The following is a 12,790-nucleotide window of genomic DNA, read 5'->3' as shown; positions in this document are numbered from 1 at the left end:
GCGTATCCCCTGAGCGATCACACAGGGAGCAACCGGCCGACCAGATCACCGAGCTGGCGCGCGGTACGGCACTCGTGCATCTCCACCAGCCCGGCGTAGTCGGGCGCGGCCGAGTCGCCGGTGCCCCACTGGGCGCGCGGCTCGGGGTTGAGCCAGTACACGCGGCGGGCCCGCCCGGCGATCCGTGAGAGCGCGGGGAGGTTCGGATCGGCCATGTTGGTCCGGGCGTCCCCCAGCACGAACACGGTCGTGCGCGGCCCGACCGCGTCGCCGTAGCGCTCCGCGAACTCGCCGAGGGCCACACCGTAGTCGCTGCTGCCGTGCCACCCGGCGATGTGCGCCTCGGCGCGGATGCGGGCGCCGAGGCCCTCGGGGCCGGCGTGGCCGTGCGCCAGCAGCCCGGTCACCTCGTCGACGCGGTTGACGAAGGCGAACACCCGCACCTTGCTGAACTGGTCGTGCAGCGCCTGCACCAGCAGCATCGTGAAGTCCGAGAAGCCGGACACCGAGCCCGACACGTCGCACAGCAGCACCAGTTCGGGCCGGACCGGCCGGCGCCTGCGCAGCACCGGGCGCATCGGCACCCCGCCCGTGGACAGCGAGCCGCGCAGCGTCCGCCGCAGATCGATGCTGCCCCGCGCGGCCCGGCGGCGTCGCGCGGCCAGCCGGGTGGCGAGCTTGCGCGCCAGCGGCCGTACGGTCCGGCGCAGTTCGGCGAGCCGGTCCTTGCCCGCGTACAGGAAGTCGACGCGGTCGGCGGTGGGCGCGACGGCCCGGCGGGCGATCTCCTCCCGGCCGCGCCGCTCGGCCACCCGGCGCCGTGCCTCGGCGGCCACCAGCCGGCGGAACTCCTCGATGCGCCGCCGGATCTCGTCCTCCAGCAGCCGGTCGGCGAACCCGGTCCGCGCGCCGCTCGCCCGTACGTCGTCGCGGACCCGGGCCAGCAGCGTCTGCGGGCGCAGCCGGTCCAGCGCCTGGTAGGAGGACCAGCCGTCCGAGCCGGAGGAGCCGCCGTATCCGCCGAAGCCGTCGACCGCCTCCACCGCGAGCCGGGCCATCGCCGCGCGGTCGTCGGCCGCGAGGGCGGCGGCGAGCCGGTCGCGCAGTTCGTCCCGGTCCGCCGAGGACGCCTCGGGGCCGCCCACCGCGCGCGGGAAGAACAGGTCGAAGACCGGGTCGAAGACCTGCCGCTGGGCGGGGGAGTGCAGCAGCGTCGCGGCCAGCCCCTCGCGCAGCAGCTCACGGTCGGTGAAGCCGAGCTCGGCCGCGGCCCGCGCGGCGTCCACGCTCTCGCCGGTACCGATCCGCAGCCCGTGGGCGCGCAGGGCCGAGACGAGCCCGGTCAGCCGGGCCGTGACATCCGCGGGCGCCGTCACACGGCGTCCAGGTCGAGCTTGGCGGCCGCCTTCAGCACGTCGTCCTGATGCTTGAGGACGACACCGAGGGTGGCCCGTACGACGGTCTCGTCCAGGGTGTCGGCACCGAGCGCGAGGAGGGTGCGCGCCCAGTCGATGGTCTCCGCGACCGACGGCACCTTCCTGAGGTCCATCTCGCGCAGCGCGCCCGCGACCCGCACCACGGACGTGGCCAGGGCCTCGTCCAGCTCGGGGACCTTCAGCCGGACGATCCGCCGCTCCAGTTCCTCGTCCGGGAACCCGATGTGCAGGAACAGGCAGCGGCGGCGCAGGGCCTCGGACAGTTCGCGGCTGGCGTTGGAGGTGAGCACGACGAACGGGCGGCGGGTCGCGGTGACCGTGCCCAGCTCGGGGACGGTCACCTGGAAGTCGCTGAGCACCTCCAGGAGCAGGCCCTCCACCTCGACGTCGGCCTTGTCGGTCTCGTCGATCAGCAGGACCTTGGGGTCGTCGCCGCGGATGGCGGTCAGCAGCGGCCGGGGGAGCAGGAACTCCTCGCTGAAGATGTCCGTGCGGGCCTCGTCCCACGTCTCGTCGCGGCCGGCGCTGATCCGCAGCAGTTGCTTGGCGTGGTTCCACTCGTACAGCGCGCGGGACTCGTCCACGCCCTCGTAGCACTGCAGCCGCACCAGCCGGGCGTCCGCGACCGCCGCCACCGCCTTGGCCAGCTCGGTCTTGCCCACGCCCGCGGGGCCCTCCACCAGCAGCGGCTTGCCCAGCCGGTCGGCGAGGAACACCGTGGTGGCCACGGAGGGGGAGGCGAGGTACCCCGTCTCGGCGAGGCGGGCGGTGACGTCGTCGACGGAAGTGAACAACCGGGCCTCCGGCGGTCGGCAGCGAGATGACCTCACCTATCTAAGCGCTTGTTCACCCCGGTGTCACTGCTTCACCGCCGCCGGGAGGCCCTACGCACGCTCCAGGGCCGTGCACACGCACACCTTGTTGCCGTCCGGGTCTGCGAGGACCGTGTAGGAGGGCGCGTTCGAGGCGTCGACGACGGTGCCGCCCGCGGCGACGGCGGCCTCGATCCGGGCGTCGGCCACCTCGGGCGCCAGCCACAGGTCGAGGTGCCAGCGCTGGCGGGGCGTGTCATGCGGATCGGTGGGCTGGAACCACATACTCGGCACCCGGTCTGTGGGGTCGAACACCGTGTCGTCCACCAGGTGGCCCGGCTCCCCGGTGAGCAGCGCGAACCAGAACGGCGCGAGCGCCTGCCGGCCGGCCGTGTCCAGCGCCAGCTCCACCTGCGCCACCTCACCGGGCACGGGGGTCAGACCGTGCTCCTCGGCGAGACCGCTGATCGCGCGGGCCAGCTCCAGGTCCGCCGCCGTGACCCCGCGCTCGCCGGTCGTGCCGTCCACGGTGCACAGCGCGACATCGATGCCGCCCCGCCCCCAGCGGATCTCCGGCTCCCGCCCGGCGTTCCCCGCCGCCTTCGCCACGGCCGCCACGAACAGGGCCCCCGTCACCCGGTCGGCGAGCCTGTAGCGAGCGGCCAGCGGCTGCGCCAGCTTCCGCCAGTCACCGAGACCACCGTCCTGGATCTCCCGCAGCACCTCACGATTGCTCAGCATTTCCATGGGGCCATGGTCCCAGCGAGCCCCGTCCAGGGCGCCTCGACGCGGCGAGGCGGCATTACGGTGGTGACGAGCAGTGGGGTGCCAGGCCGGCGGAACGCCCGCCCGATCAGCGGAACGCCTCCACATTGCGCCGCGCCCACTCCCCGTATGCCCGCGGCGCGCGCCCCAGCACCCTCTCCACATCAGGGCTGACGCGCCGCTCGGCCTCGGTCGGGTCGCCGAGGATCGCGAGGGTGGTGTCGACGACGGGCTCGGGCATGAACCGCGTCATCATGGCGCGTGCCTCCTCGCGGGACAGCTCGACGAACCGCACCGGCTCCCCGAGCGCGTCCCCCAGTGCGGCCGCCTGCTGCCGGGGAGTGATGAGCTCCGGCCCGGTCAACTCGTAGGAGTGTCCCGCGTGTTCACCCGAGCGGAGCGACACCAGAGCCATCTCCGCGATGTCGTCCGGGTCCACCACCGGCAGCCCCACGTCGCCGAAGGGCGCGGCCACCGTCCGCGAGGTGCGGACCGGCTCGGCCCAGGCGTAGGTGTTGGACGCGAAGCCGCCCGGCCGCAGGATCGTCCACTCCAGGCCGGACGCCCGCACGGCCTCCTCGATGGCGTACGCGACCTGTCCGTGCGACGCGGAGTCCGGGCGCGTCACCACGCCCTGCGACGACAGCAGCACCACCTTCTTCACGCCGCCCGCGACGGCGGCCTCCAGAACCTCAGCCGTGGGCATGAGATGGGCGGTCGGCCCGCCGTTCTGGAGAAACAGCGCCTCCGCGCCGTCGAACACCGGCCGCAGGCTCTCCGCGTCCGTCAGATCCGCCCGTCGCGCCAGGACACCCTCCGGCACGTCCGCCGCCGAGATCCCGCGCGAGGTGGCGGTCACCCGCTCACCGGCCGCCACCAGCTGCCGCACCAGCGACCGCCCCACGTTCCCGGTCGCACCCGTCACCACGATCATGTCCAACTCCCCTGTACCCAACAGTGATTGATGGGCCTCCACCGGGGCGAGAACCGCTCCCCGTGGCGCCGAGGACGACGCTAACAGCGCCGATATAGTAGGTACCTAGAGGAAAGTGACTACCTCGAAGGGATGCGCATGACCGCCGACCCGATGCCGATCGCGCCACCCGGCGCCGATCCCCAGCTCGCCTGTCCGATCGCGCCGGTCGTGGACATCGTCTTCAGCCGCTGGACCACCCCGGTCCTGTGGGCACTGCACACTTACGGCCGCCAGCGGTTCGTCGAGCTGGAGCGCCGCATCACCCGGATCACCCCGAAGGTCCTCACCCAGCGCCTGCGCCAACTGGAGCGCGACGGCCTGGTGGTGCGCACCTACCACCCCGAGGTCCCACCCCGCGTCGAGTACGAGATCAGCGACCTCGGCCGCAGCCTCGCCCCCCTCTTCGCACACCTCGCCGACTGGGCCGCGGCCAACCTGCCGAAGGTGGAGCAGGCCCGCGACGCCTACGACGCCGCCGACTAGGGCCTGTCGTTTGGATCAGGTCGGCTGAAAGGGACTGCGCTTCTTGGCCGGGTCGAGCGGGGTCTGGTGCGTGCAGCTGCAAGGCGGAGGAGGGAGTCGACGCGATGGGGGTCCCCCCGCTCGAGCGAAGCCGAGAGTGGGGGAGTCGGCGACCGACGACAACGCGGCTGGGGGTCCCCCCACGCCCTTAAGGCAGTGGGGGAGTGCGTGCCAGGCCCCGCGACGCCGGCATGATCCAAACGACAAGCCCTAGCCCTCCACCAGCACCACTTCGAGGGTGCGCGGGCCGTGCACGCCCTCCACCCGGTCCAGTTCGATGTCGCTGGTCGCGGAGGGGCCTGAGATCCAGGTCAACGGCCGTACCGGGTCGAGTCGTCCGAGCGCCTGCGGCACCGATCCGACGACCTGGTCGGGGACTCGTACGACGCAGATGTGGTGGTCGGGCACCAGCGTGATGCGACGGCGCCCCTGGTCGGGCGAGCCGTCCAGGACGATCGTGCCGGTCTCGGCGATCGCCACGGCGCATCCCGTGACCACGCTGTCGACACGGTCGAGTGCGTGCGGGCTGCTCTCCGCACGGTCCGCGACGCGCTCGACGTCCGTCGCCGCCAGCCAGGCCTCGTCGAGCCCCGGCGGGACCAGCACCGAGCCGGCCTTCCGGTCCGCCAGCAACTGGCCGATGACCGAAGGCAGTTCGGCGGCCGTGCAGCGATGCACCACCGCCCGGTAGTCCGCCAGGTTCTCCGCCAGCAGCTCCACCGTCTCCGCGACGCTCCGGCTACCGTGCTCCCGCAGATACCCGCGCTCGATCGGAGCGTCGGCGTCGGCCGGCGCCGCGTCGGCCAGTGCGCGCCGCACCCGGCCCAGAATCCGTTCCCTGCTGCTCACTTCGCCTCGCCCTTCCCGCCGTTCGTCCGCTGCCACCAGTCCCGGAACGGCTCCGCGGGTACGGCGGGCAGCTCACGGGACGCACTCCACGCCCGGCCCGGACCCGGCAGCGTCCGCGGATGCAGCCGCCGGGTGGCCGAGGCCAGCCGCTGCCCGGCCCGCAGGGCGCCCGGCCGGGCCAGCGCCCAGCGGGCCGCCCGCATCGCCGCGCGCTCGGCGGCATGCCCCTTGGCCGGCCGGAGCACCACCCGGTTGCCCGCCCGGGTCACCGGACCGCCCTGAGCCACCCGCTCCCGCAAGTGCACCAGCACCTCGGGGATGTCGATGGCGACCGGGCACACCTCGTAGCACGCCCCGCACAACGAGGACGCGTACGGCAGTGAGGCGTCGATCTCGCTGCCCGTGCCCCGCAGTTGGGGGCTCAGGATCGCGCCGATCGGGCCCGGGTAGACCGAGCCGTACGCATGCCCGCCGGCCCGCTCGTACACCGGGCACACATTCAGGCAGGCCGAGCAGCGGATACAGCGCAGAGCCTGGCGGCCGACCTCGTCGGCGAGGGTGTCGGAGCGGCCGTTGTCGAGCAGGACCAGATGGAACACCTCCGGCCCGTCCCCGTCGGCCGTACCGGTCCACATGCTCGTGTACGGGTTCATGCGCTCGGCCGTGGAGGAGCGCGGCAGCGTCTGCAGGAACACCTCCAGGTCCTGCCACGTCGGCACGATCTTCTCGATGCCGACGACCGAGATCAGCGTCTCGGGCAGGGTCAGACACATCCGGCCGTTGCCCTCGGACTCCACGACCACCAGCGTGCCGGTCTCCGCGACCATGAAGTTGGCGCCCGAGATGCCGACCTTGGCGCGCAGGAACTTCTCCCGCAGATGCAGCCGCGCCGCCTCGGCCAGCTCCGCCGGTGTGTCGGTGAGGCCCTCGGGTGCCGGGCGGCCCCACTCGCTCATCTCGCGCGCGAAGATGTCCCGGATCTCCCCGCGGTTGCGGTGGATGGCGGGGACGAGGATGTGCGAGGGCCGGTCCTTGCCCAACTGCACGATCAGCTCGGCGAGATCGGTCTCGTAGGCATGGATGCCCTCTTCGAGAAGGGCCTCGTTCAGCCCGATCTCCTGCGTGGCCATCGACTTGACCTTGACGACCTCCGACTCCCCGGTCGCCTTCACCAGTTCGGCGACGATCCGGTTCGCCTCGTCGGCGTCGGCGGCCCAGTGCACGACCCCGCCCGCGGCCGTCACCGACTCCTCCAACTGCACGAGATAGCGGTCGAGATGGCGGAGCGTGTGGTCCTTGATCCGCTTCCCGGCCTCTCGCAGCTCGGCCCAGTCGGACACCTCCGCCACGGCCTTCGCCCGCTTGGCGCGGATGGTGTGGGTGGCGTGCCGCAGATTGCCGCGCAGCGTGGTGTCCCGCACCGCCTCGCGCGCGGCCGTCGGAAACGCCGGCATCCCCAGATACGTACCGCTCATACCGCCGGCTCCTCCTCCGTGCTCGCCAGGATCTCCGCGATGTGCACCGGCCGCATCCCGGTGCGCAGCCGGGCCATCGTGCCGCCGATGTGCATCAGGCAGGAGTTGTCGGCCGCGCACAGCACGTCCGCGCCCGTCGACTCGGCGTTGCGCACCTTGTCCGCGCCCATCGCCGCCGACACATCGGCGTTCTTCACCGCGAACGTGCCGCCGAACCCGCAGCACTCCTCCGCACCCGGCAGTTCCACCAGCTCCAGCCCCTTCACCGCCTCCAGCAGCCGCCGCGGCCGCTCGCCGAGGCCCAGACCGCGCAGACCGTGGCAGGTGGGGTGATAGGTGACCCGGTGCGGGTAGTGGGCGCCGACGTCTGTCACGCCCAGCACGTCCACCAGGAACTCCGTCAGCTCGTAGGTCTTCGGCACCACGGGCGCCAGCGTGGCCGCGAGCGCCTCCCCGCGGCCCTCGGCCCGGGCCCGGGCGCCCATGCGCGGGTACAGCTCCCGCACCATCGCCCCGCACGACCCGGACGGCGTCACGATCGCCTCGTACCCGCCGAAGACCTCGGCGAAGTGCCGGGCCAGCGGCTCGGCCTCGTGCCGGTAGCCGGTGTTGTAGTGCGCCTGCCCGCAGCAGGTCTGCCCCATCGGGAAGTCGACCTCCACGCCCAGCCTGGTCAGCAGCTTCACCACCGCCCGCCCGGTGTCGGGATACAGCGTGTCGTTGACACAGGTCAGGAACAGGGCGACACGCATCGCGGCTCCTCGTGATCGGTCGTCGGACGGTTGCAGATTAGTGCGCGGGCATGGGCCGGCTCACTGGCGGCACGGGGCCGCGTGCTCGTTGGTGGTACGGGTCCGCGAACCCACTGGCGGCACGGGCCTCGCGACCCCGTCGGCGGTACGGGCCTGGCGAACCCGCCGGACTGGCGCGGCCCTGGCCGGACCTGCCGGACTGGCGCGGCCCTGGCCGGACCTGCCGGACTGGCGCGGCCCCGGCTGGACCTGCTGGACCGGCCGGGCCCCGGCTGGGCCAGCCAGACCTGCCAGACCTGCCAGACCTGCCAGACCTGCCGGACCGGCGGGGCCGCGGCCGGACCCGCCTCACCCCGTGGCGAGCCGGGCCTCGGCCTCACGCCAGCGTGCGGTGCCGCCCTGGGGCTCGTACCGCGTGAGCGACTGCGTACGGGTGAGCAGTCGCCGCATGTCGGCGAGGTCGCCGACGAGTCCGTGTGCCCGGGCCTGGACGAGGACGTTGCCCAGCGCGGCGCCCTCGGTCGGCCCGGCCACCACCGGCAGCCCGCAGGCGTCGGCGGTGAGCTGGCACAGCAGGGCGTTGCGGGTGCCGCCGCCCACGATGTGGATGACGTCGACGGCGTGTCCGGCGAGCCGCTGGGCGTCCTCCACGGCCCGCCGGTGCGCCAGCGCGAGCGAGTCGAGGATGCAGCGCGTGACCTGCGCCGGGGTCAGTGGCACCGGCTGCCCCGAGGCGCGGCAGGCCTCCGCGATCCGCTGCGGCATCCGCCCCGGCGCGAGGAACGCGGCGTCCCCGGCGTCCACGACCGACCGCAGCGCCGGCACCCCCGCGGCCTCCCGCAGCAGCGTGCCCAAGTCGTCCTCGCTCCAGGTGCGTTGGCATTCCTGGAGCAGCCACAGCCCCATGATGTTGCGCAGATAGCGCACGGTGCCGTCGAGGCCCAGTTCATTGGTGAAGTTGGCCGCCCGGCTCTCCTCGGTCAGCACCGGGGCGTCCAGTTCGAGCCCCGCCAGCGACCAGGTGCCGGTGCAGATGTAGGCGAACCGCTCGCCCGAGGCGGGCACCGCGGCCACCGCGGACGCCGTGTCGTGCGAGCCGACTGCCGTCACCGGCACCGGCCCCGTGAGCCCCGTCTCCTCCAGCACGCGCGGAAGCAACTCGCCCGCGGCATCGCCCGGTTGCCGCAGCGGCGCGAACAGCCCGAGGTCGACCCCCAGCCGCTCGGCCACGTCCCGGGCCCAGTCACGGGTGCGCGGGTCGATCAGCTGGGTGGTGGAGGCGTTGGTCAGCTCGGTGCCCTGCTCACCGGTGAGCCAGTAGGCGATCAGGTCAGGGACGAGCAACAAGCGTCGCGCCTGAGCCAGTTGAGCGGAAGGCGCGGCGGCGGCCAGCTGGTACAGGGTGTTGAACGGCGCGTACTGGATCCCGGTGGCCGCGTACAGCTCGTCCGCCGGAACCGTCGCCCACACCTTCTCCGCGACCCCCTCCGTGCGGGCGTCGCGATAGTGCACCGGGTTGCCGAGCAGCGCCCCGTCGGCGTCCAGCAGGCCGTAGTCGACGGCCCAGCTGTCGATGCCGACGGAGTCCACCTGCCCGGCGGCCCGCAGCCCGTCCAGCACCCCCGCGTACAGGCCCAGGATGTCCCAGCGCAGCCCCTCCGGCACCCGCACCGGCCGGTTCGCGAACCGGTGCGCCTCGGCCAGCTCCAGCGAGTCCAGGCCGACGCGGCCGACCATGACCCGCCCGCTGGACGCGCCCAGGTCGACCGCGGCGTACGCCTTCACGCGCGTCATCGCAGGAACGCGGCGGCGACGCCGGCGTCGACCGGGACGTGCAGCCCGGTGGTGTGGGTCAGCTCGCCACCGGTCAGCGCGAACACGGCGTTCGCCACATGCTCGGGCAGCACCTCCCGCTTGAGGATGGTGCGCTGCGCGTAGAACTCGCCCAGCTTTTCTTCCTCGATGCCGTAGGTCGCGGCCCGCTGGGCACCCCAGCCGCCCGCGAAGATGCCCGAGCCGCGCACCACACCGTCCGGGTTGACCCCGTTGACACGGATGCCGTGCTCGCCCAACTCGGCGGCCAGCAGCCGCACCTGATGCGCCTGGTCGGCCTTGGTGGCGGAGTAGGCGATGTTGTTGGGCCCGGCGAACACGGCGTTCTTGGAGGCGATGTAGACGATGTCGCCGCCCAGCCCCTGCGCGATCATCACCCGGGCCGCCTCCCGCGAGACCAGGAAGGAACCACGGGCCATGATGTCGTGCTGGAGGTCCCAGTCCTTCGACGAAGTCTCCAGCAGCGGCTTGGAGATGGAGATACCGGCGTTGTTCACGACCAGGTCGACCCCGCCGAAGGCGAGCACGCCCGCGCTGAAGGCCGCGGCGATCTGCTCCTCGTCGGTGACGTCGACGGTGACCGCGACGGCCTTGTCCGGGCCGCCCAGCTCCTCGGCGACGGCCTGGGCGTTGTCCCCGTTGAGGTCGGCGACGACGACACACGCGCCCTCGGCGACCAGCCGGTGCGCGATCGCCTTCCCGATCCCACTCCCGGCCCCGGTCACCAGCGCCACCCGCGTGGCCAGCGCCTTCGGCTTCGGCATCCGCTGGAGCTTGGCCTCCTCCAGCGCCCAGTACTCGATGCGGAACTTCTCCGACTCCTCGATGGGCGCGTACGTCGACACGGCCTCGGCCCCGCGCATCACGTTGATGGCGTTGACGTAGAACTCGCCGGCCACCCGCGCGGTCTGCTTGTCCTTGCCGAAGGAGAACATGCCCACACCGGGGACCAGCACGATCGCCGGGTCGGCGCCGCGCATGGCGGGGGAGTCGGGCAGGGCGTGCCTGTGGTAGTAGGCGGCGTACTCCTCGCGGTACGCGGCGTGCAGCTCCTTGAGCCGTGCGACGGCCTCCTCCAGGGGCGCGCTCGGCGGCAGGTCCAGCACCAGCGGCCGCACCTTGGTGCGCAGGAAGTGGTCGGGGCAGGACGTACCGAGGGCGGCGAGGCGCGGATGCTCCGCGCGGGAGACGAAGTCCAGGACGACGTCCGCGTCGGTGAAGTGGCCGACCTGCGGCCGGTCCTGCGAGGCGACGGCCCGGATGTGCGGGGCCAGCGCGGCCGCCCGCGCCCGGCGCTCCTGCTCGGGCAGAGGCCCGTAACCGTTCAGGACGGGCCCGAACGGCTCCGGCCTGCCACGCTCGGCGAGGAACGCCTCCGCGGTCCGGATGATGTGCAGCGAGTTGCGCTCGCACTCCTCGGAGGTGGCGCCCCAGGCCGTGATGCCGTGGCCGCCCAGGACACAGCCGATCGCCTGCGGGTTGGCCTCCTTGATCGCGGCGATGTCCAGCCCGAGCTGGAACCCGGGCCGCCGCCACGGCACCCATACGACCGCGTCGCCGAAGCACTCGGCGGTGAGCTTCTCCCCGTCCGCCGCGCAGGCCAGCGCGATGCCGGAGTCGGGGTGCAGATGGTCGACGTGCGGCGCGTCGACGAGGCCGTGCATCGCCGTGTCGATCGACGGCGCCGCACCGCCCTTCCCGTGCAGGCAGTAGTCGAACGCGGCGACCATCTCGTCCTCGCGTTCCACACCGGGATACACCTCGACGAGCGCCCGCAACCGGTCCAGCCGCAACACGGCAAGACCGCCCTCGCCGAGCGTCCCGAGATCACCCCCGGACCCCTTGACCCACATCAACTCCACGTCCCCACCGGTGACGGGATCGCTGTCGGTGCCCTTGGCGGAGGTGTTGCCGCCTGCGTAATTGGTATTTCGAGGATCGGATCCGAGCCGATGTGATCGTTCGATCAGAGCGGCAGCTTCAGGGTGAAGTGTCATGAGAAGTGTTCCTTATGCGAACAAAGAGCCACGGACAGCAGCGCCCCTCCAGGGGCGCGGGGAACTGCGCGACCAGCCACAACCGGCCCGCAGTCCGAAGACGACAGAACTCGGCAGACGCTCACGCCCCCCAGCCGGCCTGCGACCCTCCGACCCGCTCAGCAACGATCTCCGAAGCCCACCCGGACCGCGCATACGCCTCCAGCGGCGAGGGGTCCAGCCCCATCTCCTCCCGCACCTCCCGCAGCAGCGGCCGCACATCCGTGGCGTACGCATCCATCACCACGGCATTCGCCCCGAGCACATCCCCGGAGGCCTGCGCCGCAGCCAACGCCCCCCGATCGACGAGCAGCGCCTTCGCCGTGGCCTCCTGAACGTTCATGACCGATCGAATGATCGCGGGGATCTTCGCCTCGATGTTGTGACACTGATCGAGCATGAAAGCGACATCGGACGTGAACCCCCCACCCCGAACGACCTCGTACATGATCCGGAACAACTGGAACGGATCGGCGGCCCCGACCATCAGGTCGTCATCGGCGTAGAACCGCGAGTTGAAGTCGAACCCGCCGAGCTTCCCCTCCCGCAGCAGCGTCGCCACGATGAACTCGATGTTCGTCCCCGGCGCGTGATGCCCGGTATCGACCACGACCTGCGCCTTCGGCCCCAGCTTCAGACAGTGCGCGTACGCCGTCCCCCAGTCCGGCACGTCGGTCGTGTAGAAGGCCGGCTCGAAGAACTTGTACTCCAGCAGCATCCGCTGCCCGTCCCCGAGCCGCTCGTACACCTCCGCGAGCCCCTCCGCGAGCCGGTCCTGGCGCGCGCGGATGTCGTCCTGCCCGGGATAGTTCGTGCCGTCGGCGAACCAGAGCTTCAGATCCGCCGAACCGGTCGCGTCCATGATGTCGACGCACTCCAGCAGATGGTCGACCGCCTTGCGGCGCACCGCCGCGTCGGGATGGCAGATGCTGCCGAGCTTGTAGTCGTCGTCCTGGAAGGTGTTGGAGTTGATCGCCCCGAGCCGCACCCCGCGGTCCTCGGCGTGCTTGGCGAGCGCGGCGTAGTCGTCGACCTTGTCCCAGGGGATGTGCAGGGCGACGGTCGGCGCCACCCCGGTGAACGCGTGCACCTGGGCCGCGTCGTCCAGCTTCTCGAAAGGCGTACGCGGCACACCCGGCTGCGTGAACACCTTGAAACGGGTCCCCGAGTTCCCGTACGCCCACGACGGCGTCTCGACGGCCTGGGTCTTCAGCGCGGCCTTCACCGCGGCGAGGTCGGTCACTTCGGGCTCCTGCATCAGTCGGAAGACTCCTCGATGAAACGATTCAGAACGCGAAGCTATGGGCCCCCGCAAGGTGTGTCAACCCCTCTGT

The 12,790-nt window shown here is 72.2% G+C and carries 11 protein-coding genes; 1 reads left to right on the top strand and 10 read right to left on the bottom strand.

All coding sequences use genetic code 11. The features are described from left to right. Nucleotides 1–17 precede the first annotated feature (17 nt). The 4 genes from ACIQ6Y_RS01235 to ACIQ6Y_RS01220 all read right to left on the bottom strand — a co-directional run bounded on the left by ACIQ6Y_RS01235 (nt 18) and on the right by ACIQ6Y_RS01220 (nt 3,947). On the bottom strand, nt 18–1,376 hold the full coding sequence (locus ACIQ6Y_RS01235) for a VWA domain-containing protein (RefSeq protein ID WP_404031123.1): 1,359 nt from the start codon (nt 1,374–1,376) through the stop codon (nt 18–20). Continuing rightward, complete coding sequence (locus tag ACIQ6Y_RS01230) at nt 1,373–2,230, bottom strand: AAA family ATPase (RefSeq protein ID WP_404031120.1); 858 nt, start codon at nt 2,228–2,230, stop codon at nt 1,373–1,375. The genes ACIQ6Y_RS01235 and ACIQ6Y_RS01230 overlap by 4 nt, the downstream gene beginning before the upstream one ends. 90 nt (nt 2,231–2,320) lie before the next feature. Then, the gene (locus ACIQ6Y_RS01225; protein ID WP_404031117.1) at nt 2,321–2,995 is read right to left on the bottom strand and encodes a VOC family protein; all 675 of its coding nucleotides are present in this window, start codon (nt 2,993–2,995) and stop codon (nt 2,321–2,323) included. 106 nt (nt 2,996–3,101) lie between these two features. Beyond that, on the bottom strand, nt 3,102–3,947 hold the full coding sequence (locus ACIQ6Y_RS01220; protein ID WP_404031115.1) for an NAD(P)H-binding protein: 846 nt from the start codon (nt 3,945–3,947) through the stop codon (nt 3,102–3,104). Between the two features lie 138 nt (nt 3,948–4,085). On the opposite strand from ACIQ6Y_RS01220, the gene ACIQ6Y_RS01215 reads away from it, so the two are divergent. Further along, a complete protein-coding gene (locus tag ACIQ6Y_RS01215) occupies nt 4,086–4,472 on the top strand; it encodes a winged helix-turn-helix transcriptional regulator (RefSeq protein WP_404031113.1) in 387 nt (128 codons plus the stop codon). A 249-nt stretch (nt 4,473–4,721) separates the two neighbouring features. On the opposite strand, the gene ACIQ6Y_RS01210 is transcribed toward ACIQ6Y_RS01215, so the two are convergent. The 6 genes from ACIQ6Y_RS01210 to rhaI all read right to left on the bottom strand — a co-directional run bounded on the left by ACIQ6Y_RS01210 (nt 4,722) and on the right by rhaI (nt 12,699). Further along, on the bottom strand, nt 4,722–5,360 hold the full coding sequence (locus ACIQ6Y_RS01210) for a lactate utilization protein C (protein ID WP_404031110.1): 639 nt from the start codon (nt 5,358–5,360) through the stop codon (nt 4,722–4,724). Then, nucleotides 5,357–6,835 (bottom strand): LutB/LldF family L-lactate oxidation iron-sulfur protein, encoded by a 1,479-nt coding sequence (locus ACIQ6Y_RS01205; protein WP_404031107.1) that lies wholly within the window; start codon nt 6,833–6,835, stop codon nt 5,357–5,359. Before ACIQ6Y_RS01205 ends, ACIQ6Y_RS01210 begins: the two co-directional genes overlap by 4 nt. Beyond that, the gene (locus ACIQ6Y_RS01200; RefSeq protein ID WP_404031104.1) at nt 6,832–7,587 is read right to left on the bottom strand and encodes a (Fe-S)-binding protein; all 756 of its coding nucleotides are present in this window, start codon (nt 7,585–7,587) and stop codon (nt 6,832–6,834) included. Before ACIQ6Y_RS01200 ends, ACIQ6Y_RS01205 begins: the two co-directional genes overlap by 4 nt. A gap of 348 nt (nt 7,588–7,935) precedes the next feature. Continuing rightward, a complete protein-coding gene (locus tag ACIQ6Y_RS01195) occupies nt 7,936–9,381 on the bottom strand; it encodes a rhamnulokinase family protein (RefSeq protein ID WP_404031101.1) in 1,446 nt (481 codons plus the stop codon). Then, nucleotides 9,378–11,417, bottom strand: a complete 2,040-nt coding sequence (locus tag ACIQ6Y_RS01190) for a bifunctional aldolase/short-chain dehydrogenase (protein ID WP_404031099.1) — start codon at nt 11,415–11,417, stop codon at nt 9,378–9,380. The genes ACIQ6Y_RS01195 and ACIQ6Y_RS01190 overlap by 4 nt, the downstream gene beginning before the upstream one ends. A gap of 121 nt (nt 11,418–11,538) precedes the next feature. After that, complete coding sequence (gene rhaI, locus ACIQ6Y_RS01185; RefSeq protein WP_404033633.1) at nt 11,539–12,699, bottom strand: L-rhamnose isomerase; 1,161 nt, start codon at nt 12,697–12,699, stop codon at nt 11,539–11,541. Between the last annotated feature and the right edge of the window lie 91 nt (nt 12,700–12,790).

The organism is Streptomyces sp. NPDC096205 (assembly GCF_044763135.1).
In the GTDB taxonomy this organism is placed as follows: domain Bacteria; phylum Actinomycetota; class Actinomycetes; order Streptomycetales; family Streptomycetaceae; genus Streptomyces.
The sequence above is the reverse complement of the archived record's forward strand: the minus strand, read 5'-3'. Positions and strand labels throughout refer to the sequence as shown.